Here is a 26,667-nt window from a genome sequence, read left to right as displayed (position 1 = left end):
ATAGATTTGAGAATTAATAATGAATCTTACCCGAACCGCCTTAAAAAACCCGGCAGCCGTGATTGTGATCGTTGCCCTGGTCATGGTCTTTGGCCTGTTAAGTGTTTTTAAATTACCCATCCAGTTAACGCCGGATATCGAACAGCCGCAAATTACCATCAGCACCGGCTGGCGCAGCGCCGCGCCGGAGGAAATGGAATCGGTGATTATTGAACCGATTGAAAATGTGGTGAAAAACACCCAAGGGGTCACCAAAGTAACCACCAGTATCCAGCGGGGTTTTGGCAATATCACTTTGACCTTTGATGTCGGCGCCGACATGCAAAGAGCGATGCTGGATGTGATCAACAACCTCAACCAGGCGCCGCCTTTACCTTTAGATGCGATTGAACCTGTGGTTTCTGCCGGTGGCGGCCAGGGGGGCCCGAATACCGCCTCACTTATGATCAAGACCCTGCCGGGTAATCCCGACACCGACATGGGGCAATACCAAAAGTTGATTGAAGATGTGGTCCAGCCCAGATTTGCCCGTATCCCGGGCATGGGACAGGTGAATTTGGCCAGCTCGCGGCCAAGAGAGCTGAGGATTTCTTTTGATCCCCTGCGCGCCGCTTCTTTGGGGATCAGTATCAGTGATATCAGCAATACCGTGGCCCGTGCCAGTGATGTTTCCGCCGGTACCGCCAAGGTCGGCCGCAGGCAATATACGGTGCGTTTTGCCGGTAAATACAGTGTCGAAAACCTGACCGAAATGATCGTGGCCTACAGCGGCAACCGGCCGATTTATCTTAAAGATATTGCCACCGTGGAAAATACCCTGGTTGATCGTTTCGGTTTTAATATGCGCAGCGGCCAGCCTTCTTATTACTTCACCGTCAAGCGGCAAAACGATGCTAATACCGTAGCCTTGCTGGATGAAATCAACCTTGCCATCAAAGAGCTCAACGAAGGGCCGATGAAAGAAGCCGGTCTGACCATAGACTTAAGTTTTGATTCTTCGGTACATATCCGCAATGCCCTGAAGCTGGTGCAAAACAATTTGGGACTCGGGGTCCTGCTGGCGCTGATCATCCTATGGCTGTTCCTGCGGGGCTTGAAAAATACCCTGATTATTGCCACCACTATCCCAATTTCCCTGCTGGTGGCTTTTGTCGCCCTGAGCATTTTTGACCGCAGCCTCAATGTGATCTCTTTAGCGGGCCTGGCCTTTTCGGTCGGCCTGGTGCTTGATGCCGCGATTATTGTCCAGGAAAATATTGTCCGCTTCCGCAGCCAGGGGCTGGATAACCATAAGGCAGTGATGAAAGGCACCTTGCAGGTGACCGGAGCACTATTTGCCTCCACCGCCACCAGTGTCGCCATCTTCTTGCCGATTCTTTTTATGGAAGGCATCGAAGGCCAGTTATTCTCAGATCTGGCGCTGACCTTGTCGATTGCGGTGATTGCCTCTTTGGTGGCCGCCATTAGCATCTTGCCTATCGCCAGTAAGTTCTGGTTAAAAGACAGCGAACAGGCAGACCCCTATGCCGGCTACTGGGATAAATTAACACGCCTGGTGATGGTCTTAACCAACAGTGTTATTAAGCGCTGTGTCTGGATTGCTTTGCTGGTGGGGGGCTCGATCGCTGTTGCCGCTATGCTGATGCCCAAAACTGATTTTATGCCCCGTGCGCCTATCGACGGTTTCTTTTTCAGCCTGAATATTCCCCCGGGGGGCAATGTGGAAATTATCGAGCATGAGCTGGCTAACCTGGTAAAAGAGCGCCTGGCGCCTTATTTGTCCGGAGAGCAAGAGCCTAAGATTAAAAGTTATAACTTCTATTCTTACGGCGCAGGTGCCACCGGCGGTTTTATCTATTCCGATGATCCCACCCGGGTCGAAGAGCTGATGTCTGTGGTGCGTACCAAGGTGCTTAATGACTTGCCCGATACCCAGGTGTTCCTGTTCCGGGGGTCTATGATCAATGTCTCCGGCGGCGGTAACGGCCGCACCGTAGATATCGACATTAAAGGGCCGGATATCGAACGCCTGATGGCACTCGCCGCTGCCGGTATTTCCGCTATTAACGAACATATGCCCAATACCACGGCATTTCCGATCCCCGGCTTAAGCCTGGCTGAGCCGGAATTAAAGCTGGTGCCTAAAGATCAGCGTATTACCCAGGCGGGACTGACCCGCCAGGATGTCGCCAATGCTATCCGTGCCTATACCAGCGGTTTATTTATCAATGAATATTTTGACGGTAACGACAGGGTGAATGTTATCCTGCGCGGTGAGCAATGGCATACCCCGGATGAACTGGCTGCTTTGCCTGTGTATTCACCTTTTGCCGGTATCCAGACTATAGGGGAGCTGACCGATATTACCCGCACCGCAGGCCCGACCCAGTTAAGGCGGGTGGACGGCAAACGTACCATCAGTTTACAGGTGTCGCCGCCGGCCAATATGTCGCTGGAAGAAGCGCTGAAGGTGCTCAATGACAAAGTGCTCCCTGTGATGAATAAAGATTTGCCGGCCAATTCATCAATCCTTTTAAGCGGTAATGCCAATAAAATGGCCTCGGCCATCAATGACATGATCAAAAACTTCGCGCTGGCGTTGATCATTTTATTTTTACTGATGACGGCCTTATTTAAATCCGCCAAAGACAGTTTGCTGGTCTTGCTGGTGATGCCGCTCGCGGTTGCCGGCGGGGTTATCGCCCTGAATATTCTCAACCTGGTGACTTTCCAGTCGCTGGACTTACTGACCATGATAGGTTTCATCATTTTATTAGGCCTGGTGGTGAATAATGCCATCTTACTGGTCGATCAAACCCGTGACGGTCAAAAGCAGGGCTTAGATAAAACACAGGCGGTAGCCCAGGCAGTACGCCTTAGGGCACGGCCGGTTTATATGAGTACCCTAACCAGTTTATTCGGCATGCTGCCGCTGATGATCATGCCTGGGGTGGGCAGTGAAATTTACCGCGGCCTGGCGACGGTTATTGTCGGCGGCATGGGGGTAAGTGCGATATTTACCCTGGTATTATTCCCAAGCTTATTGAGAATGGGAGAAGATCAAAAACCGCAGCAGCAGGGGGGGGAACCACAAGAAACCAATATAACCCCTTTGCATTCGGAGCAAGCATTACCGTCCAGGAGCGCATCATGAGTAAGTTACGCCAATATTTCTATCAGAGTAAAAATAAGAAGACATCCCGGTTACTTGCCGCGGGCATATTATTTTCCCTAAGTGCCTTATCCTCCTGGAGTTGGGCACAAGAAGCCCCTGCCAGTCCGGTGAAAGTTGATACCGTTACCCGGGAAGTGTTGGCAGCCACCGCTGATCTTATGGGCACGGTTTATAGCCGCGCCGATGTGCAGATCACCGCAGGCGTCAACGGCCGTTTGGCGTGGCTGGCAGAGCCCGGCAGTTATGTTGAGCAGGGAGAAGTCCTGGTAAAAATGGACCTCTTGCCTTTGCAGTTGCAACAGGCAGAGCAAAGGGCGGAAATTAAGCGGGCAGAGATCAATATGCGTTACCAGCAGCATGAATTATCCCGGTTAACAACCCTTGCGAAAACCAAGGCCGCTTCGCAGTTTCAGTTGGATCAAACTCAGTCCCAATATGACCTGGCAGTTATGGATATTGAAATTTCCCGGTTAAAACTCAGGCAAATAGAAGATCAGCTGAGCCGGGCCACGGTATTGGCGCCATACAGCGGCGTGGTCACCGAGCGCTTGGTCCGTGCCGGTACCGATGTCAATCGCAGCGATGTTTTGCTTAAATTCCTCGATACCGAACAACTGGAAGTGCGGGTTTATGTGCCGGTGAAATACCTGCCTTATATACGCAAAGGAAAATCCTTGAACTTAAGCGCCACCGGACAGCAGGTCAGCGCTGCCGTGACAGCGGTGATCCCAAGTGCCGATCACAGGTCGCAAACCTTTGAAGTGCGTATTGCCCTGCCGCAGCACCTCAATGAAGCCTGGACCGCAGGCCAGCTGATTAAGGTTGGCGTACCGGTACAAAATACCGAGGCGGCATTAACGGTGCACAGGGACGCCCTGATATTGCGTAAAGACGGCACCTATGTGGTGAAGGTGGACAGTGATAACAAGGTTCGCCGCCTGCAGGTGTTAGTGGGTGAAGGTGTCCGTGACCGGGTCAGTGTGACCGGCGAACTGGCTGACGGCGATAAAGTCGCCATTCGCGGCGCTGAGCGCCTTAATGAAGGGCAAAGTGTCGTGATACAATAGTATTTAGCTATCTCGGTGGCGACAGGCAAAGGAGAAATAACTGGAGGCAGGTGCTGGTCCTCTGGTTGATGAATTAACTTCTTTGTTAAATTGACTATTTTTAAAAACATTATGCCTGTGCCATAAAAGCAAAAGGAAACATTATGGAAGATGTTGAATTGCTTAAAGATGTATTATTGGAAGTTGGAAGCATAGATAAATTTTTTGGCGAGCATGTCCCTGTAGATCTTTATTGAGCCCGAAAAGTAAAAAGTGATAAGCCACTATTTAATTTGGTTGAAACAGAAATAGTAAGGAAAAGGGGAGCGCCTAGAAAAGCTGACATAAGGATTAAAGATGGAAGAGTTTATGTCAGACATAGGCCAAGAGGCGTTAGTACCTTTGACCGGCCTAACACTTTCCGTGGGCATTGGCAGTATTATAAATTACCAGCGGGAACTATCTTGCCTAAGGGGCTTGCGATAGTTAAGGATTCATATAATCCTGTCTTTAATGCAACCCACTACACCTGAAAGAGATATGCCCTTGTTTCATTTTAAAATGCTGCTTAATGAGTTGGCGGGTTTGGTTGAAAAAGAAGAGGTAAGTTAATGCAAGTAAACGATGATTGGCTGGCAACGATATTATGTGCTCTTAACGATGCAGTTAAGTACAATGACAGTTTAAGAAAAAGTGAAACGGTTACTGATATAGAAGATATTGAGGAGTGGTTGCTGTAAATTTTTGAATGTAAAGAATACCTAAAAGAAGAAATTAGTAAGTCGCCAGCACAGTTAAGGCAATTAGAAAAGCACTTTAAGGTATAGATTGCTATATCTGTGACTTAAAATGAAGATACAATTATCCTTTTGGGTTATTAGTCAACGGGTAGAAATTTCCTCGGCTAAATGACGTGCTATTTGGCGTTGAAAAACGCTTTGGCTTCATTTTTGCTTTAATTTTGCCAATAATGGACAAATAATAACAAATATTAGTTTACCTGATTTAATAAAACGGTTAAAATTCTTCGGCAATATTTACACCAAATCCACCACTTTTGTGAGATGTTGCGATGCTGAGAATTGCTCAAGAAGCTTTGACCTTTGATGATGTTCTACTGGTACCTGCCCATTCTACGGTACTACCCCACACCGCCGATTTAAAAACCCGCTTAACCCGTAAAATTAATCTCAACGTGCCTATGGTTTCCGCCTCTATGGATACCGTCACTGAAGCACGCCTGGCCATTACCCTGGCGCAGGAAGGGGGCATGGGTTTTATTCATAAAAATATGACCATAGCAGAGCAGGCAAAAAATGTTGCTATGGTAAAAAAATATGAAAGCGGTATTGTGTCCGAGCCGGTAACCGTTAGCCCGGATGCCAGCATTAAGGACACCATAGATCTGGCAAAAGAGCTGGGTTTTTCCGGTTTCCCTGTGGTTGATGATGCCAATAACCTGATAGGTATTGTTACCGGGCGCGATCTGCGTTTTGAGACCGACTTAAGCAAACCTGTCTCTAAGCTGATGACCATGAAAAAAGATCTGGTGACGGTAAAAGAAGGCGCCAGTCGAGAAGAAATCTTAAGCCTGATGCATGAGCACCGCATCGAAAAAATCCTGGTGGTGGATAATGTCTTTAAATTAAAGGGCATGATCACGGTTAAGGATTATCAAAAAGCCGAAAGCAAACCTAATGCCTGTAAAGATGAATTAGGCCGTTTACGGGTCGGCGCAGCCGTTGGTGTAGGCGCAGGTACCACAGAGCGTATTGCTGCTTTAGTGGCGGCCGGTGTTGATGTTTTATTAATCGATACTTCTCACGGTCACTCCCAGGGGGTTATCGAAAGTGTAAAAGATATTCGCAAAGCCTATCCTGATCTGCAGCTGATTGCCGGTAATGTTGCTACGGCAGCCGGTGCAAAAGCCCTGGCGGATGCGGGTGTTGATGCCGTAAAAGTAGGTATCGGCCCGGGTTCTATCTGTACCACGCGTATCGTAACCGGTGTTGGTGTACCGCAACTGACCGCGATTTCCAATGCGGTAGAAGCACTGCAGGATACCGATATCCCGGTAATTGCCGATGGCGGCATCCGTTTCTCAGGTGATATTGCCAAGGCGTTAGTTGCCGGTGCCCATTGTGTGATGGTCGGCAGTATGTTTGCCGGTACCGAAGAATCTCCCGGTGAAGTTGAGTTATACCAGGGGCGTTATTACAAGTCTTACCGCGGTATGGGCTCATTAGGGGCCATGAACCAGAAAGACGGTTCCAGCGACCGCTACTTCCAGAAGCCGAGCGAAGCCGACAAGCTGGTACCTGAAGGTATTGAAGGCCGTGTTGCCTATAAAGGTCCGGTAGCGGCAATTATCCACCAGCAAATGGGCGGGGTACGTTCTTCCATGGGACTAACCGGTTGTGCCAACATCGAGCAGATGCGCACTAAACCTCAGTTTATGAAGATCACGGCAGCGGGCATGGGTGAATCACATGTGCATGATGTCACTATCACCAAAGAAGCACCTAACTACCGTATGGGCTGATCTTAGGCTAAATACTCTTATGCCGCTGAAAACCTTTGCTTATCCGGTTGCAGCGGCTCTCACTTATTATTTTAAACTTGCTGACTTTAGCTTTACTTTTCTAAGTAAGACCAAGTCAGCGGGTTTTATTTACTTAACTGACAGCAGTTAAGTTAACTCATTTAAGGGTTTGTTATGACAAAAGATATTCATGATCACCGAATACTGATATTAGATTTCGGCTCCCAGTATACCCAGCTGATTGCCCGTCGGGTGCGTGAAATTGGCGTTTATTGTGAGTTATGGGCCTGGGATGTCAGCGAAGCGCAAATTCGTGAATTTAACCCGAGCGGTATCATCCTGGCCGGTGGCCCGGAAAGCGTCACCGAAACCGACTCTCCCCGCGCCCCTGAATATGTTTTTAATGCCGGCGTGCCTGTATTTGGTATTTGTTACGGCATGCAAACCATGGCGGAGCAACTTGGCGGCGGCGTACAAAGCTCAACTCATAAAGAGTTTGGTTATGCCGCGGTGGAAGTGATTAGCGACTCTGCCCTGTTTAAGAAAATTGAAGATCATTTAAGCGATAGCGGCAATGCTATGCTGGATGTGTGGATGAGCCATGGCGATAAAGTTTCCGCTATCCCGGAAGGTTTTACCACTATCGCGCAAACGCCAAGCTGTGCTTATGCCGCCATGGCCAATGAAGAAAAGCAATTCTACGGCGTACAGTTCCACCCGGAAGTCACCCATACCAAACAGGGCATGCGTATTCTTGAGCATTTCGTGGTCGATATCTGTCGTTGTGAAAAGCTCTGGACTTCCGCCTCTATTATCGAAGATGCCGTGGCGAAAATGAAAGCCCAGGTTGGCGACGATGAAGTGGTATTAGGTTTATCCGGCGGTGTCGACTCTTCCGTGGTTGCCATGTTATTGCACCGGGCTATCGGCGATAAGCTGACCTGTGTTTTTGTCGATAACGGCCTGTTGCGTCTTAATGAAGGCAAGCAGGTGATGGATATGTTTGGCGATCACTTCGGTTTAAATATCGTGCATGTCAATGCCGAGCAAAGGTTCCTTGACCGCCTGGCGGGAGAAGCGGATCCGGAAGCCAAACGTAAGATCATCGGCAATGTTTTTGTTGAAGTTTTTGATGAAGAAGCCGGTAAACTGGCCAATGCCAAATGGCTGGCGCAAGGCACCATTTATCCGGATGTGATCGAATCGGCGGCTTCTGCTACCGGTAAGGCCCATGTGATCAAGTCTCACCACAATGTCGGCGGTTTGCCGGAAGACATGGAGCTGGGACTGGTTGAGCCGCTACGCGAACTCTTTAAAGATGAAGTGCGTAAAATCGGTCTGGAACTGGGTTTACCTTACGACATGTTATACCGTCACCCGTTCCCTGGACCGGGTTTAGGGGTTCGGGTATTGGGTGAAGTGAAAAAAGAATATTGCGATCTGCTGCGCCGCGCCGATGCGATTTTCATTGAAGAGCTGCATAAAGCGGATCTTTACAACAAGGTCAGCCAGGCCTTTACCGTGTTCTTGCCGGTACGCTCGGTAGGGGTCATGGGCGATGGCCGTAAGTACGACTGGGTAGTGTCATTGCGCGCCGTAGAAACCATAGACTTTATGACCGCACATTGGGCGCACCTGCCTTATGACTTCTTAGGTTTGGTCTCTAACCGCATCATCAATGAAATTGATGGTATTTCCCGCGTGGTTTACGATATTTCAGGTAAGCCGCCGGCAACGATTGAGTGGGAATAACAACAACTTATTATTAGCGCTTTTGTTGTTATTTATTCAGTAAATAAAAACCTGGTTGTTTAGAAGCGGCCAGGTTTTTTTACGTCTGGATGTAAGGGTCTGTTTATCTTTGGCCGTGAATTATCTTGTTGGCTGTTTTTACACTTATCCGCGTTAGAAAAATGTCATGTAGAATAACTACACATCCATTTTTCTGCCTTGATATGTGAAAAAACCGCTCAAAAACCTTAATCCCCTCCAAAGATAAACAGGCCCTAGCTTTGGAGGGGACATTGCCAGTTTTTGTAGTCAAACTCTACCGAGCTTGAGCTGGGAATGCCGAGCTTTTTACTGGTGTTGATATTGTTCTCACTGGGTAAGGCCAGGGTGATAAAATTAAGCTCCAGCAGGTCTATCCATAACTTCTTACCGTCTATATCCACATAAACAGAGGTGCCGGAAACAGCAAAAGGGTCAACCGGAGATTTTTGGTAAATATACACAGGGCCTAATAAGTTTAACCGGCGAAAATTGTCTTTTACCTTAATGCTGGCTGGTCCTATATGGCCCCCCAGCGGCCTTACCGAGCCCTGGCTGGTATTAAGTTTTTTTTGTGCTAATGCCTTGCGTACCGAGTCGACGGCGCTCTCGCCGAAATCCAATACCTCGCTTTTTGGACTGAGCTCATAATGTAATGACGGCATACAGCTCATATGTACAGATGTTTTAGCACAACCGGCAAGTAACAGGCAAAACAGCACAGTGAAATGACGGCATATGGTTTTTGGCATGCTTTTTCCTAGGGTTGTTTTATCACTTGATGATCACCGGGTTAGCTCCTTAAACCGGCAAACAGTGCCAAGCGTTTTTAGTATTATCAATCCGTTCATCATACTAAAAACGCCGGCAGCTGTTGATCAATTAAATAGTATTAAAAGTTTTGTTTAAAGCTATTGGTATTGACCGGGCTGGGCAAAGTAATAGTGCGCCAGCCGTCCACGGCCTTGGCGCCAAACTCGAAGGAGCATGAGCTGCCGGTACATAAATTGTTAGCGGTACAGTGCTTGTTGGCATAAGTGACTTCATGCTCTCCCGGGGTCAGATAGATATCCGGAGCCGTGTCCCAGCCGACATTATATCCGGCCCTGATATGGGACTTGAAGTCGCCGTCGATCATCAGGTCAAATTCACAGGTCCACATACTATGATTTTCAAAATGGAAATCATAGGAGGTGCGGCCGATGGAGATATTCTGATTCGGACAGCCGACCATCATTTCCCAGACGGTGCCCGAGGCACTGCCGCTGACATTCACCCTCAGGGTGCCGTCATGCTGATAATCATAATCAAAGCGCTTGAACGAGAAACCTGAGGTTAAGCCGTTGCTGCTTGCCTTGGTCTGGCCATGCTGGTTCTTGATGGTATAAGAGTCCGGCACATGGAAGGCTTCAAAAGAAACCATTACTTCCCCGTCTTCTTCGCCAAGATAATAAGGCAGGTTGGTTAAGCCTTCATAACCGCCGGAGCGGCTCAGGGCCTGGCCACAGGTGATGGTATCATCGGCCTGGTACGGCACCAGCTCGGAGAATGTCTGGGTGACATAACTGTTCAGCAGGGATTTGAAGCTGGCGTATTGCAGATAAGTATCTGTTAACCCATGGCCGGTTAAATCCGAAGTAAAGGGGTAGGTATGGGTTGCCGGCAGGTTTTTATAGGCCGGAGACGAGTTACTGCGGATCGCATTCATGATCAAATCATTGCTGTTGGTAATGTAACGGTTGCGGCCATCCGCCATCCGGGTGGTGGGGACGGCAACTCCGATAATGCCCATGGCTTTCGACTTTTCCACTCCCTCTGGCATGCGCTGAATGTTTTCCCAGGCAAGGTTTGCATAGAAATTCCCCTGCGAATGGGCAACTATAACCACCTTGTATTGGTTATTAATTTTAGGCAGGTACAGGTTGTTAATATGTATGGATAAATCGTTATCGGTATAAAAAACGTCATCGTTGCCATAATTGCTGATGATCTCAAGCACTTTTTCTGTGGCAAAGCGTCCGGGATGAAAGAATGCCCAGGCCGCCTGTTTCCAGGCATCTGACCAGCTTTTGGCGCCGCCGTCATAAAAGTGCTGCGCCAGTACTTGCCCCCCCTGGGTCATTATGCCTTCGCTGTAATTGTAGGCCACCTGATATTCGGTATTGGTGATCGGGTTTTGCGCCATTAATGTACTTTGCAGGGCATTAAAGCTGCGGGTGATCTGCTCAAGCGGGTTATTCATCCCGTTGGCGTAGACGATTAATTTTTTATCCGCCAGGCTGGTGGCGTTGCTGGTCGCCATTCTGGCGGCGACCTGATAGTCATCGAGATCAACAAACTGTACGTCAAACTCCGATGTTGCCGCCTGGATGTTAAAACTGAGCGCCAGGGCGGCTAAAGTCAAAAGATGTTTCATGCTACCTCCTTATAATACGCAGCTCAGGGCGTTGATTTGCATCACGCTGTTGGTTAATGCGTCGGCGTTGGCCGCATAGCGGTTAAACCTGGCCTGAGAGTTTAAGTGCATGCCCATGATGGTCACTATGTCCTGCTCATTGTTAGGCAGACAAACCGAGGCCTTGAGCATCTCCACTACATTGTTTTGAATTTGCGTGCGGTCTGTGGTCAGCAACAGCTGGCGGATATAGTAGGCATAGGAATAGGCGTAGCGGCGTTTTTTGGCATCACCGGGAAATTGCAGGGCGATCCAGCGTTCTACATCGTCTTTGATGCCGTCATTGTCGCTGTCTACTCCCCCGAGCACGCTGGAGTTGTCCACTTCTACAGGCTCTGGAGGCACATTATCGGCGAGTACCGGAATGATGGTAATTAAATCTCCCAGGGCAATAGGTACATAGACCACGGGAGGACTGGGTTCGACAATATCAACATTCACCGCGCCGGCTTCTTGGCTGGTGAAGGAGAATATTATGGAAAGCATAAGAATAAACTTTTTCATGGTTAATTCCCTTTTTATTGGTGCTATTGCTGTTGTCGCACTTAGCGGCAATAGCAAATGAATTATCGGTATGATCACATCGGATAATCCCGGGTGATCGATTTTGTTGCTTTAAAAATCCTGGTATAGGTAATTGATCAACACCGGCTGGTCGGTCGGGCAGGCGGGTAAGGCGACCGTGACCGCTTTGCCGGTATTGGCGGCGGCCAGCAATAAGGCGTAGTTGGCTTTATTGAGTTCGCCTTCGAGGTTGAAGTAATAGTATTGCGAGCTGGCGCAGGCATCGTTTTTCAGGGTGAAATATATTCTGCCGTTACCCGCTGGGTAGATGCGTTTTACTTCACCGGTTGCACTTGCTGCGGCAAATAAGTTGCAGGAGCAGATTGTCAGCATCAGGGTTAACATTAATTTTTTCATCATGATTCCTTTTTTATTGGCACAGGAAACTCCTTCTCTCGGGGAAAAGTGCTTTTTTGGCCGTTATTGCCGGGTGGAAGCGGTTGCTTTCCCCCGGGAGAGTGGTGTTGCTTGGCGGCAGTTATGACTGCCGCTTGATGGCAGGCATATTGCCTGTGAGGCCGGCATAAATACTCTGGCCGATAATGGCGGCTAAAGCTGTTATGCCGGTACCGGGTTAGCTGTTGATGCTTAGTTCATACGCAATATGGTGCGATAAACATTGGGGGTGCTGCCTAAAGGTTCGCAGCTGCCGACATCGGCATAGGCGACGGAAATGGCTTTGCCGGTGGCTTCTGCCGACAGCAACATGGCGTACATTCTTGCCCGGGCTTCTGCTGAAATATTCTTACTGATGGCAAAAGTGGCTTTATTGGAACATTCATTTACCGCGATGCCATCGCTTTCTAAATTAACCAGTATGGTTTCCATACCGGAATAAGTGCTGATGCTTTTCACCTTGGCGGTGGTGCTGTGCCAAATGGCGTGTGAAGGCAGGGCTAACATGAGCAAAATCGCGCTTAAATAATATTTCATTCTAATTCCTTAATTTTCATCCATAAACTGGCCAGGTCTTATGCCCGGCTAGTTTGATTTAAAGCGGGTGTCTTAGTTTTATGCCCGTGTTCCCGATTACATTTGCCCGGGATACAGAGGCAGCTGGTTAACTAAGACCAGCCTATTAAACGATCGATGTAAAGTAATTGCAACTAAAATGTTTAATTTGTGTTAATTTTTGGTTGTGTTAATGTGTATAGGGCTTTGCGGGCTTATTGTCCGGCAAAGTGGTGATGGCCGGCGAAAAACTTATCGCAGTGTGGCGCTGCTGTTGCGTCGACATCCTTGTTGACCGGAACAGGTGGGATTTGCTTGCAGATATTTTTGTTATCTGTGTTTGTCTGCACTGGAAAAAGGGCTTATGTCTTTACTTAAGGTCTTGTATTACAAAGAAGAGTGAGAAAATATTTATGGATAATATGGTTAAAGCCTTTATTTTGAGCACGCTGATAGCGTCTCAGGCATCGGCTAAAGATATCAATCAGGCTCAGGCATTAAATCAACTTGATGTTGATGTCGATTATAAGTTGAGCGAGCAAAGCCTGGATAATTTGCTGGCACAACAGGTAAATACTGTGATTATTGAAGTCGAGGATGACTGGGGGGCGGGTACCGCGCAAAGGTTGCAATCTTTTGCATCAAACCGGAAAAATAAACTTATCAGCTCCCTGGGGCTGAGTAAAAAAACGCTTTCGGCGATTTCTGCACAAACCGTCAGCAGCAACCCTGCTTCGGAGCAGGGGATATTGGCCAATGCGGATAACAGCATCAGGCTTAAGCAGGACTATAACCACTTACCCTTTATGGTCATGGAAGTGAGTACCCGCTCCGCCCTGGTGGAACTGCTCAATAATAACCATGTGTATCGTGTCCATGAGAACCAGTTGAAGTATCCTGCGGTGACCGAGAGTTTGCCGGTGATCAAGCAGCCGGTCGTTGCTAAAGCGGATTATACCGGGGAAGGCACTTATGTTGCGGTGATCGACTCGGGTATTAATTATCTGATGGAGCCCTTTGGTTGTACCGGGATGAGGGAGCCGGAAGACACCTGTAAAATCGTTCATGGCCGAAGCTGGCGTTATACCACGGATGACCCGATAGATCCCGATCGTCCTGACTCTATCGGTCACGGCACCAATGTCGCCGGCATCATTGCTGCGGTAGCCCCTGCCACCAAATTTCTTTCCTACAAGGTGTTCAACGGCGGCGGGGCCCCGGATGACTGGATTTTTGATGCCATTGATGGTGTTATCGAGGATAAAATTGAAAAAAACTTTGATATTGTCGCGGTAAACCTGAGTCTTGGCGGCGACTCCCTGCACAGTGGCGATTGCGTCGGTTCAGCCTATGACAGGGCGTTTGAACGCCTGATGGATAATGGCATCATACCTGTGGTCTCGGCAGGCAATGAAGGGGAGCTGAGACGGGTCGGCAGCCCGGCATGTGCGCGACATTCATTAACCGTTGGCGCCAGTTTTAAGCAAATCTCTGATAATGCCGTTTTCTCCACTTGCAACAGCGGCGTAGTGACCGATGTCGATACTTTCACCTGTTTCTCCAACCGCTCTGAAAGCGTTGAAATTGTTGCCCCCGGCTCCTGGATTACGGCCGCGGGCATCACCATGTCCGGTACTTCCCAGGCGGCCCCCCATGTCAGCGGTGCGGTGGCTGTGCTGCGTTCGCCGCAAATATTGGCGGATGAGCCGCCACAGGTGGCCATGGATATCATCACACAAAGTGCTACCCCTATGACGGATGTAGAAACCGGTTTGCCATACCGGCGTTTGGATCTGGAAAATGCTGCCAATCAGGCACTGGAATATAAAGGAAAAAGCAGGATTTTTGATGTTGGTGCTTTGATCCCGATTTTTAGTTTACTGTTAAATTAATTCGGGCTGTTGAAAAAATCCCCTGAAGCAGTGAGCTACAGGGGATTTTGCTTTTCAGGGGTTAGCCTGGCCTGGCATCAGTTGTGTGTTTGTTAAAACCCGTCACAAGATAACCAGGTTTCACCGTCACGGCTGCATTCGCGGGTGTGGGTACCGTCTGATGCGTAAACAATTTTTTCCCAGCTGCCGCCGCTTGATTTCGTGATTTGCGTTTGGCTATTGCCGCTATAAGTCGTATGTCTTTTATACCAGGAGGAAAACTCGCCGTTAACTTCTTCATCGAATTTATAACCCATGGCGGACATTTCGCTGATCATTTCCTGGGGATCTAAACTGTCTTCATTTTCGGTAAAGTTGACCCAATCGGTGAGATAACTAATACCGTTGTCGTAATTACTTTGTCTTAAGTCAGAAAAGTAATATTTACCGCCCTGTTGATAGTCAAATCCGTAGCCGCGGTAACCGTCGGGATTCACCGTGTCCGGCTGGCATTGTTCAATATTGTCAACCCGGCCCCCCTGGCCGCCATTGGTCAGGGTATAGCGGGTACCTTGTGCGGTGATTTCGATTTTTTCTGATAAAGAGCAGGAATAATAAAGATCACCATCATAGCCGCGGCTGATGATGTCTTTAGTCAGGGATAAGGTGCCTGACTTCCAGGGAGAAACCACCTCGTCACGATAATATATCGGCCGGATGATATCGCTGAGATCTTCCGTGACCCTGTCGACCCGGGAGAGGAAATTATCATTGTTAAAAAAGATCACTACCTTACGGTACCAGGCATCAATATCGGCAGCTGTGTCGTAGCTTTCTCCCTGGTAATAAACCACGCGGATTTCACTGGTATCGGCATATTGCTCGGTTAATTGTTGGCGGTAGCCGTAACTTTTTTTCAGGTTTTTAACTATGTTGACGGCCAGTTGCTGGCTGGTTTCATCATTGGCGGCGATAAAATCAGAAAATATTTTTTCTGCGGAAATATTATAGTGGGAGACCGTGTTGTATATGCTTTCGCTCAGCCGGCTTTTTATTTGCTGGCGTTTTTCCTGGTCATTGAGAAAAGCACTGCAGTTTTCAATAGAAGATTCTGTCAGGTCTTTTTTTAACGATTCCCATAATACCGTGGTTAACGGCGAGATATGCAATAAACTGCTATCGGTCAGGGTCTCCAGTTGTGGCGGGCGCATCATCTGGTATGCTTCGGTCACTTCCCCTTCGGTTTCATCTATGGCGCCGACGGGGACGTCGACATAAATCGCCGAGTAGGCGGCACATTGCCTTTGCTGCCCGGTTAACTCCATGGTGTAGCTGCCGGCATCGCTAGAAATGGCCGAAGGTTCATTGGCATCTAAGATACCGTTGCCGTTGAAATCGAGCCATACGGTGGCACCGCTGACATAACCGTCAATCACTTTACCGGTTAAGGCGTAGTTGCTGGCGACAGTTGCTTTGCCGGTTTCAGGGCTGGAGTCTGAGCCGGATGAACCACCACAGGCAGATAATAAGGCGCTGGTGATTAGGGAAAAAGGTAATGCTAACTTCATGATTGTTATAGTTCTCTTGAAAGTTCGGCATTATTCTAGATAAAAATGATTTCGTTAACAATATGTAATTTTTGTTAATTTGTTTGTCTGTTTTCTGGGGGGAGAGGTGCCTAAACCGGGGGAAATCTCGATAAGGTACAGCTAAAAATAAAAACACGGGCGAATAAACCCGTGTTTAACTTTATCTGGTTGCTCTCTACATTAGAGCTTCACAGTAAAGATTTCCCATGGGCCGATATCGCTGCGGTTGGCATGGGCGTCACCGTCGTTTTCACCGACGAGATATTTGCCGTGCGCCGATCTAAACGAGACCTTATCGTTGTTTTCAAGGCAGCCGGAATTATCGTCATGGTTGATTAAGGTGAACTGCTCCCAGGAACCCAGGTCGGTGCGGTCCGCATCGAGATCACCATTGCTCTGGGCGCTGAAGTAATAACCCGCATTGGTGCTGATGGAGACCAGGTCGCCACTTTGGATACAGCCTGCAAAGTATTTCGCCTGCTCCAGGTTTAACTTAAACGACTCCCAGGATCCCTGGCTATTGCGGTCGGCATTGACTGTGCCGCCGCCGTTACCTTCTGCCACCAGATATTTGCCGCTGTCGCTGACCAGGGCGATATTTTGGCTGATTTTCGGATAGTCGACAACTGCCTGGTCGGCATAGGTATTGACCCATTCCAGTTTACCGAGCCTTGGCGGGTGGTCGCTGATATTGTTGTGATCTAAACGATTGTCCTCCAGCGGAATATGGCTGAACCGGTATTTGGGGTTGCCCCGATAGCCTATGTAATCGATGCGGCCACAGCCTTTTATGGTGCCGTCCGCTTGCGGTTGTTCACAGGTAAAGGTGATGCCGGTTTTAATTTTAAAATCTATCATTTGCTGATATTGGTGCGGGTTTTTATCCCGCCGGGCAAAGTAGATATTAAAGTCGCCGACGATGATCACCGGCGAGCCGGCGGAATAGGTGTGGATCATTTCCGCGACCTGATCCAGATCTGACTTGTTATTGGCTTCATTGCCGCCGGTGTTGCCGTGCAGGTTATAAAAATGCACGATAAAATCTTTGGCGATTTCGACTTCGGTAATGGTAAAGCCTTTTTCCGTGGCGCAATCCGGGCTGTTAACGTCGCCTGTCAGGTATTCCAGTAAGGTGCCGTGACACTTGTTCCACTCATGGTATTGCACCTTGTTCTGGCTGAAAGGGTAAGGGGACAGGGTTAATAAGCCGTCGCCAAAGGTGGTGGGGGTACCGGCCCAGTAATCGCTGCGGTACGGGTAAGTGGCCGTGGTCAGGTTATCGGTCAGGGCATCGGTTCGCACCCAGTTTTCCTGGATACCGACAATATCGGCACCCCAGCTTTCAATGATGGTGCTGAGCTCGCGCGCCTGGCTGTTGGAGATACCGCTCAGGGCTTCGGGAAATCCCTTGATATTAAAGGTAATGACATCAAGGCTGCCGCTGCTTTCGGCGTAATTTGTCGCCGGGCTGTAATCCAGGCCATAAGCGTCGATATAACCGTGATCCGACATGGTGGCTTCTAAAATCGAAATATAACCGTCGACATCGGAGGCCAGGCCTGCTATCGGCTCGATAACCTTGGCATCGAGCCAGTCCAGGGTAACCTTACCGGCATCTACTACCGGCTCGGCAATATTATCCTTGATCCAGTCCCAGGCATCGTCATACCAGGCGGCCTGGGCATTGGCGGAAAATCCTAATGAGCCGACGATTAATCCGGCAAGTGCTTTTTTCTTAAATTTCATCATTCATCCTTGTTTAAGTTATCCCTTGGGCAAGTCCCGGCAGGGACATGGTAGCAGCTGATGATTGCCGCAGTTTATGCGGCCATCATCGCTTTGCTTGATATTTATAGTTTTCCTATCGTTTTATTTGGTATAGGTGAAGGAATCCGAGGTACCTGAGTAGCTGGAAATGTTCCCGGTCCAGCCTGATTTCCAGTGACCCTGATGCTTCAAGCGGTAGGTTCCCGACGGGGTATCGGCACTCGGCGTCCAGTAGATCCTGGCATTTGAGCAGGCCAGGCAGTCGGCATCGGTATCGCGTATCCATTGAAATTCCGTTTCGATATCGTTGTCGGTCAAGATGGTTTGCCAGCTGCCGTTAACCTTCTTTTGTACCTTTAAGAAAGTATCCATGGTTTTCAGGTTATTGCGGGGATGGCCGGAGCGGAATTCCGCCATAATGGTATCGCCGTATTGGTAGCTGTTGTTGGTGTCTTTGGTGACCTGGCCAAAGCTTTCCCATAAGCGTTTATCATCATAAACCACGCCGATTTTAGTGATGATCTGCTCGTCGCTTAAATCTTTCGGGGTCGGTCCGGCGTCAAGTGCTGTGCCGGCAACCAGGGCATTGGCCATATTGTGATAAACCTGGGTATAACCGGCCAGGGTATTGGCGCCGTAGATGGTATGGCCGCCTTCATAATATTGCAGCGAATACTCTTCCGGTGTGGTGATATAACCGGTATAGGCGTTGGCCAGGCCGGCAATTACTATTTTATCGACCCCCATCGGTGCCAGCTGACCCAACAGGTGCGCTTCCAGGCGGCGTCCTGCCATGGTGGTCATTTCACCCGGCACTGACACTATGGCTAAAGAGTCCAGGATAAACATCTGGAATGGCAATGTGGTGGTATAAAGCTCTGCCCCTATTGCTTCGCGGTTAACAAAAGTTGGTTTAGGGTATTGGCAGGGGTCGTCATCGGCATCGGCCAGCCAGCTGCTGCCGGAGAACAGATTTAACCAGCCAAAAAGGGCGTATTTTCCCAGGTAGCTGTCATATAAACCGGCATCTTTGTTCCAGCTTGTGCCTTCATTGTCGACCGTCATACCTTCAAAAACGCCTTCCATATTGGTGGGACCATCCCAGGCAGAACCCGCCACCATGGACCAGCCAACTGCGCCTTCACAAATCGTGGCAGCACTGGAGCCGGTAAATTCACTGCTGACCTGGTAGCCGGGAAAATCCACGTACTGATGACGATAATCAAGATTGCCTGCGCTGCTTAAAGTGATGCTGGCATTATCGTAGAGGCTACGGGCCTTGGCGTATTGTTTTCCTCCCGAGGCGATGGCTTTTTCACTGTTAGTACCCGGGGTATTTTGCCCGTCGCTGTTGGGGGAAACATCCCCTTCGTTGCTGTTGGCAAAGGCGGCGACAAAGGTTAATGCCTGACTGTAATCGGCGTTGTGATCCCGCTCAAACAGCTGGCTGGCGATGCCTTTGTTGTCGGCGCTTATCAGGCGCTGGCTCTGGTCGTTGGAGACGGCATGGACCGGGAACCAGTTCAGCATGCCGATTTCGGTGCCGTCGTCGCGGGCAAATTTCAGCAGGCTCATGGACTTGTTGGTGGTGTGGCTGTAGTTGGCCGCATCCGGGTTTTGGGCATAAGGCACCATATTCCGGTTGTAGCTGGTATCGAGCAAGTCGCCGCGGTTAAACTTGATGCTGCCGGGGGCCAGGGTATCGGTTGCCCGGACAATCGACTGGTAAATACCGTCGACGATAACATCAAAGTTTAACTCGTCATAACCCAGGGCGCTGAGGTTAAGCAGTACATAATGATCATATCCCCCCGGGCCGACATGGGTATGGGTGGCGGTTAACATCACGTTGCTGTCGTCGTATAAATTGCCGTAACGGCTTTTAAGTTTGGCCACCACCGCCTGTTTGACCCCCTGGGGGATACTCTGGATATCGGCGCTGACAAAGGCTATGCGCTTACCGCTAGCCGGTTTTTCAACCACATAAGCCCTGGACCATAAGCGGGTATGTATGCCTTTGGTGGTCTGGCTGGTATCGCCGTAACCCACCATGCCGGCATCGGCGGCGGGGCCTGTAACGTCATAGATGCCTGAGCCGATATTCCAGCTGCTGGCGGCATAAGCGGATGATAAAGGGGAGGCGAGCATGCCTATTGAGGTACCGACCACCAGGCCTGTACGGGTGATCCTGTTTAATAATTTGTTCATAGTTGCTATTCCTTTGTGACTTGACGGACAACGATAATCAGCCTGCACCGCTTCCCTGTTCCTATGCTCCCGGAGGATTTTTTATTGTTTATTTTATCTGTTAATGCCTGGCAATCCGGGTTGTCAGTGCACTATATCCACGGGGTGGAGCACATAATGTCTTGGCGGTTTTTTATCGTTTTTTTCGTCAAGAGTGACAACATCGTCACCGGCACAAGATAATTGATCAAAATATCGTCGGTCTATGGTAAAAATGACCTAACTGTTCTAATCGGCAGGGGTCATAACGGTAGCTGAAAGAGGGGAAGCCGGGTGGATTTAAACGGTTTTATGCCTATAGTAAAAAATGCCGCCGCTATCTTGTTTTATCAAGCTGTTGAAAGTGAGTCTGGCTTTAAGGAATGAAAGTTCAGGGAGAAAATATGCATACCTTGTTACAGAAAAAGCACGCGCGACAACCACCTAAAAGTTCAGCTCCCGTAAGAGATAATTTCGCCTTTAGCGGGCAAAGTCGTGCGGTAGGCAACATCCTGCGGCAGGGGCAGAGCACAGGAGCTGTGATCCAGCGTTTGCCTTTTGATCCGACAAACCCTGAGCAGAGACACCCGGGTTCAACCTTACCCTATCGTGAAGCCACTGAGCTGGTGGAATGTATCCGTATTATGGGGGAGGAAAACAGGGATTATTGTCGCCAGGAAGTATTGGGGGAAGCACCGCCGCAACCAACTCATGTCAATATACCGGGAATTTCAACGCCGCAGCCTTTTGGTACCCGGGCTAATGCCGCGGGGGCAACCAATTTGCGTGCCGGCGGTGTCAATGTTGTCTTTTTACCGGATGCTGTCAGCGCCGATCCGGCCATGGCCAACCGGGCGCAAACGTCATTTTCTATTTCTGCCTATAACATCAATTACCAGGCCAGTGGCGGGCGGATAACTTCCTTTACCGGTCCGGGAGCGACCAGCATTACCATAGTGACCACTTATGGCGGCGGTGTCAGTGCTGCTTCTACTTCCGGCTACGGACGAGGTACGACAGCGGCGGATGTCCAGGCGGGCAATACCAGTTTAGGTTTTCACGAGGGCCGTCACGGTTTGGACTTTATGCAATTCTTAAATGCGAATCCCTTTCCGCAATTTAGTGGTGCTGTTGGCATGTCGGTTCAGGCATTTGAACAGGCGATGCAGGCCTATGCCACTGCCAGGCAGCAGTTCAATGACGATATGGACAGGTTCAGCGAAACCAATACCGATTGTGTCGGCACCACCATAGATCAATTTAATGCCGCCAACGGCCAACATACGACCATTTGCCAGCAGCAGCCTTAAGCCGGGCAATGGGGATACCGGTTTTGTTTGCATTTAGTGTTGCTGTTAATTATTCACCAGGGTATAGACTGTGGTATGAAAAGTTCAGCTATACGGGGATTATCACGGCATCAGCATTGGTAGCCAGTAGCGATAAAAGGTATGAATTGCTAGTGACGGACAGGTAAACACTAGCGCTTAAGTTAACATGCGCTAACAGGGAGGCGATTCCCCTCAGGGTTGCCAGGATTGCATTTGATACCGGGCGGATCACCGACATAGCTGAAACTTTTATTGCCGTTAACTCGCCCGTTTTTTTGCTCCGTTTAAGCCATAGTCAATCTTACGTTGTTAACATTATTTCTTGCGGCTAAGCACTCGCCAGCACTCCTGCATTTCCTCTATTTTCTTCCGGTAGCCGATAACCTGATATTTGAGCCAATAGCACAGGTGCCTGATACCTTCACTGGTGTGCTCTGTGATGCATTCGGGCTCGCGGGTAATCGCTGCGAATGCATCGAACAGGAAGGCGCATTCTTCACTGAATTTGCTAAAGTCTTCACGCAGGTTGGCAAAATCGTCCGACAGCTGTTCCCTTTTGACGGCATCCTCCGTCAGGGGGAGGTTTGATTCAGACATGACAGCTGCCTCCTTTGCGACTTAACGGCCTATAGTTGCTTGCATAAGCTGATGTTGGCTGCCTGGCGATGGGGGCTGGTATATTTTCTGTTAAACTTTCTGTTAGGTAAGCTTTAACCGAGTGAAACTCTGGCATATCATTAGGGTTAGCCATGGTGGATACTCCATATATCTGTTGTGGTTAGCTGTCTCTGAGTGTTGGTCCACTTAGGGGCAGCGCTTGGTCTATCTGCTGGTTCTCTGCTTTAAACACCTCCGCTGACGGGGAATTCACCTGTTAGTGATAGTACAAAATACCGGAAAAATCCCCCTGGGCTGGCATTTAATATTTATGTCAATTGCCCGCACTGTATCGATAGCAGTACGAAAACATCAACTATATGAAAGATATGAATAAAAATAGGGGGTGATGGCTTGTTATTGGGCAGCAACAGTCAAGGCAAACATCGCCGGTATATCTGTCCCGGGCAGGCTCAGGTCATAAAATCGTCGCTTAAATGAAATATTGTCCGCTCAGCTTTGAACCGGCCCGGTAATTACCGTATTATGAGGAAAAATCAAAGCAATAAGCAGATAAATGATGGACCAAAAATTAAAAGCTGTTGTCAGCGAAGCAGATGAAAATCTCCAGGTTGAGCAGCCAATGGAGCAAGAATTTAAACGCATCATCACGGCAATAGGTGAAGATCCAAGCCGTGAAGGATTAGTCGATACGCCCAGTCGGGCGGCAAAAGCCCTGAAATATCTGACCCGGGGTTATGAGCAGGACTTAGATACCGTAATTAACGGGGCTTTGTTCAGTTCAGAATGCGATTCTATGGTGGTGGTGGATCATATCGAGCTGTATTCCTTATGCGAACATCACATGTTGCCCTTTACCGGCCGCTGTCACATAGGTTATATCCCCAATGGCAAAGTGTTGGGCTTATCCAAGCTGGCACGTATTGTTGATATGTATGCCCGCCGTTTACAGATCCAGGAAAACCTGACCCAGGAAATTGCCAATGCCATTATGGAGGTTACCGGCGCTAAAGGGGTCGGGGTCGTGGTAGAAGCTTCCCATTTATGCATGAGAATGCGCGGGGTGGAAAAGCAAAACTCGGAAATGAAAACCTCCTGCATGCTGGGCTCTTTTATGAAAGATAAAGATACCCGGGCGGAATTTTTACAGCTGATTAAAGCATGATGAATAACGCTCCCTGGGCCCTGGTGACAGGAGGCGCCCAGCGTATCGGTGCCTACTTTAACCAGCGCCTTGCCGAGGCGGGTTTTAACCTTGTCCTGCATTATCACCAATCTGAATCGGCGGCGTTGGCGTTAAAAACACAGCTGGAGCAGCACGGTGTTCAGGTGGTGTTATGGCAGGCAAATTTAGCCGAGCCAGAAACCCTGCCTTTGGCTTTTCAAAGGCTGCGCAGCCAGGTACCGCAGCTTGATTTACTGATCAATAATGCCTCGATATTCGAGCAGGGCGCTTTGCTTGAGTCCTCTTTAGCCCAGATCCAGGCCCATATGCATGTTCATCTCACCAGCCCCTGGCTGCTGATCCAGGAAATGATCAAGCTTAACACCGGGCCCTCTGCGCAGATCATTAATATCTTAGATGCGAATTTGGCGCACCGTTATACCGGTAAATCGGCGTATTTTATTGCCAAAAAAGCCCTGGAAACCTTAACCGAGCTGGCGGCAATAGAATGTGCCCCTAAGATCAGGGTAAACGCGCTGGCGCCGGGTTTTGTACTTGAGGCGATAGATGCCGTTAACGGCGGCCCTGAGCATAAAGACATTAACTTATTACAAGCTAAAGTGCCGTTAAACGACCTATTTTCGGCGATTGAATTTTTGCAAAATAATCATTCCATCACCGGACAAACCATTAATATTGACGGAGGGAGCCATCTACAATGTCCACCATATATGTTGAAGAATTAGAAATTTATACCATCTTGGGGATCACGGCAGAAGAGCGTGAGCACAAGCAAAAGATCCTGATTGATTACTGGCTTGATGTTGATATTTCCAAGGCCATGCTCAGCGATGACATCGAAGATTGTGTTAACTACCGCACCATCAATAAAAAAATCTTATCTGTGGTGGAAAATTCCAGTTATAACACCATAGAGCGTTTATTGGGGATCTTGCTGGAAGTGGTGCTTGGCTTTGATGGCGTCTCGCACGCAAAAATGAAAATCGCCAAGCCCGGGGCATTACGTTACGCTAAAAATGTCTCCATTACCGCCGAGCGCTCTGCCTGATGGCGCTTTATATTGTTGCCGTGGGCTCGAATATAGAGCCGAAAAAGCATATTGAGCAGGCCTTTGCCTTAATCAAGCAAATGGATGTTCAGGCAGATATCGCGACCTTGTTGCATACCAAGGCGGTGGGTTTTACCGAGCAGGCGGATTTTATCAATACCGCGTTTTCGTTTTCAAGCTCCCTTGATGCCGCGGCGTTAAAAGCTTACTTGCGTGATATCGAGGCAAAGCTGGGGCGGGTGCGTACCGCTAATAAAAACGGCCCGCGCACTATAGACTTAGATATCGTTAAAATCGATCACGACATCGTTGATCAGGATTATTTTAAATATGATTTTGTCAAAACGGCTGTCGATGAGTTGGTGACCAGACTCAACTAAGTTCAGTTGAGCCAGCCTTTACCTCAGCTTAAGTTTAAATTTACGCCTCGCTGTTTTGAGCGCTGACCAGCTGCGCCAGCTCGGTGCGGCTGGAAATACCTAATTTATCATACACCCGGTAAAGGTGGTTAGAGACAGTAGATGGAGCCAGGGAAAGGGATTTGGCCACTTCTTTAAAGGACAGGCCCTTGCAGATAAACTCGACAATTTCCTGCTCCCGCTTACTTAGCTGATCCAGTGGTCCCAGAGGGCGCAGGCTGACAATAATCAACTCTCCCATGGGCTTTAGGCTGACCGCGAGCTGGCCGACTTCTATGGTTTTACTTTCATTGCTGCTGAGTTTAGGTAAAGCAAAAGGCAAAGTTGTGCCGCGCTCGGGAAAGTGCTCATTGAGCAGGGCAACAAAACGCGGCTGGACCTCGTGGAAGCAGCCTTGCTGATCGCAGATGGCGGAAGTGGCCTGATCTACCGTTTGCTGTAATTCATCACCGACACGCAGGTGCAGAAAAAAAGCATGGGATACCGCAGAAACCAGATGAAAAATAAGGTGTTGTTGCAGTTCCCGCTCTTGCTCGGTAAAGACATGCTCCCGGTCGAAACGATACAGGCTTAATAAGGTATAGAGGCCGTTTTTACTGTCCAGGTGCCCCGAGGCCAGGATACGTTTAATGCCGTAGGGCCGGAACAGCTTCCGGTATAAAGGCGAGTTAAAAAAAGCTTCATCATCAATTACTTCAGACATATCCACCGGCTTACCCAGGTTATTGATCACCGCATCACGTATCGGGTTGATCTCCATGGTGGCTTTTAAGCGTTTGGCATACTGCTTGTCGAGGCCGACCTGGGTGACATAATGAAAATTGATACTGGCTTCATTGCCCGTGCCCCAGAAGGCGGCGTCAAAATCAATTACCCGACTTAATTGTTCCAGTGCCCATTCCCGGTATTGGTTTGGGGGAATGCGGGTAGCAGAGCGGTATAAGTGGCTGATAAATTCGTCCAGTGTACGTGAGTCGGGCATATGTGCAGATCCTGGCGCCTGGTTATTATTTGAATATGGTTATTTTTATAACCTGATAATAAACATTCCGTTAGGTGATGGCTACTTTCTTGTGAGTTTGCGGTTAGGTTATATCTACTATTTAGCTGCTCAGTTTTTTTGCCGATACTGGCACCATTAAGATGTTAACCCCCGCCCCTTAACTGCCGTGACTTGGCTCATGGTAAAAGGCTGCGGGCATTTGAGGAATATTATGCAACCTAACAATACCCTGGAGAGCGAACTGGTCGCCAATGAAGCGCTGTTTACCGACAGTTTTTTTCAGCAGTTTACCCTGCGTAAAAACAAGCAACCGCTGCAGCTTAATGAGACTATCAGCAAAGATTATCAGTTTCCGACCTTTTACGGCAATGTGACCTGTGCTATCGGGGTTTTCCTTTGTGATTATCAACAAGCACATAAGCTTTTGCCTCATCCGAAAATGAAGCCGGTGGCTATGCCCAAAGGGCGGGCCTTAGTGACTTTCTCCTGCTATGAATACCAGAATGTTATGGGCATTGCCCCCTATAACGAAATTGCCATGACTATTCCCGTGATGGTGGATCCTGCGATTAATATTCCGGTACTGCCTATGGTTATGGATGGTTTTAGCAAGTTTGGTTATTACGTTTTCCATATGCCGGTGACCTCACTGGAAAACCGCATCCGCGGTAACAAGATCTGGGGCCTGCCTAAGGTGGTAGATACCGTAGATATCAAGGTCGAGGACGGCATATCTAAAACCCGGGCGACGGACGAGCAGGGCAACTTTTATTTTTCCCTGGAAGTACCGACACAAGGTAAGTCTACCCATTTTGATGTCCGCTCAAATCTATACTCCCGTCTGGATCAAGACTTGCTGCAAAGCCCGACCCAGTTTAAAGGGGATTTCAACGTCACTAAATATATGGACAGGTTATGGAAAAGGGGCGGCTCAGATCCGGGTGTGCTGAAAATCGGTGCAGGCCCTTACGGCGATATGCTTAAAAAACTGAAGATTGAGCCGCAGCCGTTCCAGTTCCGTTATGCCCATCATATGAATGCCTGCTTTGATTTGCCCAATGAAAATTACCAGGCCCCGTTTACTTTTACCGGCTAACTGAGCCGGA

At 48.9% G+C, this 26,667-nt stretch carries 23 protein-coding genes; 13 read left to right on the top strand and 10 right to left on the bottom strand.

What is annotated here, in order from left to right; genetic code table 11:
• The first annotated feature begins 19 nt into the window (after window positions 1–19).
• The 6 genes from SG35_RS23330 to guaA all read left to right on the top strand — a co-directional run bounded on the left by SG35_RS23330 (window position 20) and on the right by guaA (window position 8,515).
• Window positions 20–3,154: an efflux RND transporter permease subunit gene (locus SG35_RS23330; protein ID WP_044830507.1), complete on the top strand. Its 3,135-nt coding sequence runs from the start codon at window positions 20–22 to the stop codon at window positions 3,152–3,154.
• On the top strand, window positions 3,151–4,242 hold the full coding sequence (locus tag SG35_RS23325) for an efflux RND transporter periplasmic adaptor subunit (protein ID WP_053042735.1): 1,092 nt from the start codon (window positions 3,151–3,153) through the stop codon (window positions 4,240–4,242). Before SG35_RS23330 ends, SG35_RS23325 begins: the two co-directional genes overlap by 4 nt.
• A gap of 272 nt (window positions 4,243–4,514) precedes the next feature.
• A complete protein-coding gene (locus tag SG35_RS32145; RefSeq protein ID WP_201777739.1) occupies window positions 4,515–4,754 on the top strand; it encodes a Tse2 family ADP-ribosyltransferase toxin in 240 nt (79 codons plus the stop codon).
• Between the two features lie 78 nt (window positions 4,755–4,832).
• On the top strand, window positions 4,833–4,961 hold the full coding sequence (locus tag SG35_RS23320; RefSeq protein WP_269082151.1) for a hypothetical protein: 129 nt from the start codon (window positions 4,833–4,835) through the stop codon (window positions 4,959–4,961).
• Between the two features lie 332 nt (window positions 4,962–5,293).
• Window positions 5,294–6,763 carry an IMP dehydrogenase gene (guaB, locus tag SG35_RS23315; protein ID WP_044830506.1) on the top strand — a complete coding sequence of 490 codons (1,470 nt, stop codon included), beginning with the start codon at window positions 5,294–5,296 and terminating at the stop codon, window positions 6,761–6,763.
• Window positions 6,764–6,937: 174 nt separating this feature from the next.
• Window positions 6,938–8,515: a glutamine-hydrolyzing GMP synthase gene (guaA, locus tag SG35_RS23310; RefSeq protein ID WP_044830505.1), complete on the top strand. Its 1,578-nt coding sequence runs from the start codon at window positions 6,938–6,940 to the stop codon at window positions 8,513–8,515.
• 254 nt (window positions 8,516–8,769) lie between these two features.
• Here guaA and SG35_RS23305 read toward each other — a convergent pair whose 3' ends face one another.
• The 5 genes from SG35_RS23305 to SG35_RS23285 all read right to left on the bottom strand — a co-directional run bounded on the left by SG35_RS23305 (window position 8,770) and on the right by SG35_RS23285 (window position 12,485).
• Window positions 8,770–9,285, bottom strand: coding sequence for a hypothetical protein (locus tag SG35_RS23305; protein ID WP_044830504.1), 516 nt, complete (start codon window positions 9,283–9,285; stop codon window positions 8,770–8,772).
• Window positions 9,286–9,425: 140 nt separating this feature from the next.
• Window positions 9,426–10,949 carry a hypothetical protein gene (locus SG35_RS23300; RefSeq protein ID WP_053042734.1) on the bottom strand — a complete coding sequence of 508 codons (1,524 nt, stop codon included), beginning with the start codon at window positions 10,947–10,949 and terminating at the stop codon, window positions 9,426–9,428.
• A 9-nt stretch (window positions 10,950–10,958) separates the two neighbouring features.
• Window positions 10,959–11,492, bottom strand: coding sequence for a hypothetical protein (locus SG35_RS23295; RefSeq protein ID WP_044830503.1), 534 nt, complete (start codon window positions 11,490–11,492; stop codon window positions 10,959–10,961).
• A gap of 111 nt (window positions 11,493–11,603) precedes the next feature.
• Complete coding sequence (locus SG35_RS23290) at window positions 11,604–11,912, bottom strand: hypothetical protein (RefSeq protein ID WP_152646443.1); 309 nt, start codon at window positions 11,910–11,912, stop codon at window positions 11,604–11,606.
• A 228-nt stretch (window positions 11,913–12,140) separates the two neighbouring features.
• Complete coding sequence (locus SG35_RS23285; protein WP_044830501.1) at window positions 12,141–12,485, bottom strand: hypothetical protein; 345 nt, start codon at window positions 12,483–12,485, stop codon at window positions 12,141–12,143.
• Window positions 12,486–12,916: 431 nt separating this feature from the next.
• On the opposite strand from SG35_RS23285, the gene SG35_RS23280 reads away from it, so the two are divergent.
• Entirely contained in the window at window positions 12,917–14,395 is a 1,479-nt protein-coding gene (locus SG35_RS23280) for a S8 family peptidase (protein ID WP_044830500.1), read from the top strand.
• A gap of 92 nt (window positions 14,396–14,487) precedes the next feature.
• Here SG35_RS23280 and SG35_RS23275 read toward each other — a convergent pair whose 3' ends face one another.
• From SG35_RS23275 to SG35_RS23265, 3 genes are all read right to left on the bottom strand, one after another.
• The gene (locus SG35_RS23275; RefSeq protein WP_044830499.1) at window positions 14,488–15,942 is read right to left on the bottom strand and encodes a hypothetical protein; all 1,455 of its coding nucleotides are present in this window, start codon (window positions 15,940–15,942) and stop codon (window positions 14,488–14,490) included.
• A gap of 201 nt (window positions 15,943–16,143) precedes the next feature.
• Window positions 16,144–17,712: an endonuclease/exonuclease/phosphatase family protein gene (locus SG35_RS23270; RefSeq protein ID WP_084692424.1), complete on the bottom strand. Its 1,569-nt coding sequence runs from the start codon at window positions 17,710–17,712 to the stop codon at window positions 16,144–16,146.
• Between the two features lie 120 nt (window positions 17,713–17,832).
• A complete protein-coding gene (locus SG35_RS23265; protein ID WP_044830497.1) occupies window positions 17,833–19,938 on the bottom strand; it encodes a neutral/alkaline non-lysosomal ceramidase N-terminal domain-containing protein in 2,106 nt (701 codons plus the stop codon).
• A gap of 422 nt (window positions 19,939–20,360) precedes the next feature.
• Here SG35_RS23265 and SG35_RS23260 point away from each other — a divergent pair, with 422 nt between their 5' ends.
• Window positions 20,361–21,266 (top strand): hypothetical protein, encoded by a 906-nt coding sequence (locus tag SG35_RS23260; protein WP_152646442.1) that lies wholly within the window; start codon window positions 20,361–20,363, stop codon window positions 21,264–21,266.
• Between the two features lie 336 nt (window positions 21,267–21,602).
• On the opposite strand, the gene SG35_RS23255 is transcribed toward SG35_RS23260, so the two are convergent.
• Window positions 21,603–21,884 carry a hypothetical protein gene (locus SG35_RS23255; protein ID WP_044830495.1) on the bottom strand — a complete coding sequence of 94 codons (282 nt, stop codon included), beginning with the start codon at window positions 21,882–21,884 and terminating at the stop codon, window positions 21,603–21,605.
• Window positions 21,885–22,527: 643 nt separating this feature from the next.
• On the opposite strand from SG35_RS23255, the gene folE reads away from it, so the two are divergent.
• From folE to folK, 4 genes are read left to right on the top strand one after another with little or no spacing between them, the layout of a single operon-like run.
• Complete coding sequence (gene folE / locus SG35_RS23250; RefSeq protein WP_044830587.1) at window positions 22,528–23,070, top strand: GTP cyclohydrolase I FolE; 543 nt, start codon at window positions 22,528–22,530, stop codon at window positions 23,068–23,070.
• Entirely contained in the window at window positions 23,067–23,816 is a 750-nt protein-coding gene (locus SG35_RS23245; protein ID WP_236702497.1) for an SDR family NAD(P)-dependent oxidoreductase, read from the top strand. Before folE ends, SG35_RS23245 begins: the two co-directional genes overlap by 4 nt.
• Window positions 23,789–24,139, top strand: coding sequence for a dihydroneopterin aldolase (locus SG35_RS23240; protein ID WP_044830494.1), 351 nt, complete (start codon window positions 23,789–23,791; stop codon window positions 24,137–24,139). The genes SG35_RS23245 and SG35_RS23240 overlap by 28 nt, the downstream gene beginning before the upstream one ends.
• Entirely contained in the window at window positions 24,139–24,519 is a 381-nt protein-coding gene (gene folK / locus SG35_RS23235; protein WP_044830493.1) for a 2-amino-4-hydroxy-6-hydroxymethyldihydropteridine diphosphokinase, read from the top strand. Before SG35_RS23240 ends, folK begins: the two co-directional genes overlap by 1 nt.
• Window positions 24,520–24,559: 40 nt before the next feature.
• Here folK and SG35_RS23230 read toward each other — a convergent pair whose 3' ends face one another.
• The gene (locus tag SG35_RS23230) at window positions 24,560–25,540 is read right to left on the bottom strand and encodes a helix-turn-helix transcriptional regulator (protein WP_044830492.1); all 981 of its coding nucleotides are present in this window, start codon (window positions 25,538–25,540) and stop codon (window positions 24,560–24,562) included.
• Window positions 25,541–25,772: 232 nt separating this feature from the next.
• On the opposite strand from SG35_RS23230, the gene SG35_RS23225 reads away from it, so the two are divergent.
• Entirely contained in the window at window positions 25,773–26,657 is an 885-nt protein-coding gene (locus tag SG35_RS23225) for an acetoacetate decarboxylase family protein (RefSeq protein WP_044830491.1), read from the top strand.
• Window positions 26,658–26,667: the final 10 nt, after the last annotated feature.

Source organism: Thalassomonas actiniarum (genome assembly GCF_000948975.2).
Classification (GTDB): Bacteria; Pseudomonadota; Gammaproteobacteria; order Enterobacterales; family Alteromonadaceae; genus Thalassomonas; species Thalassomonas actiniarum.
The sequence above is the reverse complement of the archived record's forward strand: the minus strand, read 5'-3'. Positions and strand labels throughout refer to the sequence as shown.

Coding starts and splice junctions, on each gene's coding strand:
- SG35_RS23280 (WP_044830500.1), top strand. CDS start 12,917: ATGGATAATATGGTTAAAGCCTTTATTTTGAGCACGCTGATAGCGTCT.
- SG35_RS23290 (WP_152646443.1), bottom strand. CDS start 11,912: ATGATGAAAAAATTAATGTTAACCCTGATGCTGACAATCTGCTCCTGC.
- SG35_RS23260 (WP_152646442.1), top strand. CDS start 20,361: ATGCATACCTTGTTACAGAAAAAGCACGCGCGACAACCACCTAAAAGT.
- guaB (WP_044830506.1), top strand. CDS start 5,294: ATGCTGAGAATTGCTCAAGAAGCTTTGACCTTTGATGATGTTCTACTG.
- SG35_RS23295 (WP_044830503.1), bottom strand. CDS start 11,492: ATGAAAAAGTTTATTCTTATGCTTTCCATAATATTCTCCTTCACCAGC.
- SG35_RS23285 (WP_044830501.1), bottom strand. CDS start 12,485: ATGAAATATTATTTAAGCGCGATTTTGCTCATGTTAGCCCTGCCTTCA.
- SG35_RS23240 (WP_044830494.1), top strand. CDS start 23,789: ATGTCCACCATATATGTTGAAGAATTAGAAATTTATACCATCTTGGGG.
- SG35_RS23305 (WP_044830504.1), bottom strand. CDS start 9,285: ATGCCAAAAACCATATGCCGTCATTTCACTGTGCTGTTTTGCCTGTTA.
- SG35_RS23325 (WP_053042735.1), top strand. CDS start 3,151: ATGAGTAAGTTACGCCAATATTTCTATCAGAGTAAAAATAAGAAGACA.
- folE (WP_044830587.1), top strand. CDS start 22,528: ATGGAGCAAGAATTTAAACGCATCATCACGGCAATAGGTGAAGATCCA.
- SG35_RS23320 (WP_269082151.1), top strand. CDS start 4,833: ATGCAAGTAAACGATGATTGGCTGGCAACGATATTATGTGCTCTTAAC.
- SG35_RS23245 (WP_236702497.1), top strand. CDS start 23,067: ATGATGAATAACGCTCCCTGGGCCCTGGTGACAGGAGGCGCCCAGCGT.
- SG35_RS23230 (WP_044830492.1), bottom strand. CDS start 25,540: ATGCCCGACTCACGTACACTGGACGAATTTATCAGCCACTTATACCGC.
- SG35_RS23265 (WP_044830497.1), bottom strand. CDS start 19,938: ATGAACAAATTATTAAACAGGATCACCCGTACAGGCCTGGTGGTCGGT.
- folK (WP_044830493.1), top strand. CDS start 24,139: ATGGCGCTTTATATTGTTGCCGTGGGCTCGAATATAGAGCCGAAAAAG.
- SG35_RS23270 (WP_084692424.1), bottom strand. CDS start 17,712: ATGATGAAATTTAAGAAAAAAGCACTTGCCGGATTAATCGTCGGCTCA.
- guaA (WP_044830505.1), top strand. CDS start 6,938: ATGACAAAAGATATTCATGATCACCGAATACTGATATTAGATTTCGGC.
- SG35_RS23255 (WP_044830495.1), bottom strand. CDS start 21,884: ATGTCTGAATCAAACCTCCCCCTGACGGAGGATGCCGTCAAAAGGGAA.
- SG35_RS23225 (WP_044830491.1), top strand. CDS start 25,773: ATGCAACCTAACAATACCCTGGAGAGCGAACTGGTCGCCAATGAAGCG.
- SG35_RS23275 (WP_044830499.1), bottom strand. CDS start 15,942: ATGAAGTTAGCATTACCTTTTTCCCTAATCACCAGCGCCTTATTATCT.
- SG35_RS23330 (WP_044830507.1), top strand. CDS start 20: ATGAATCTTACCCGAACCGCCTTAAAAAACCCGGCAGCCGTGATTGTG.
- SG35_RS23300 (WP_053042734.1), bottom strand. CDS start 10,949: ATGAAACATCTTTTGACTTTAGCCGCCCTGGCGCTCAGTTTTAACATC.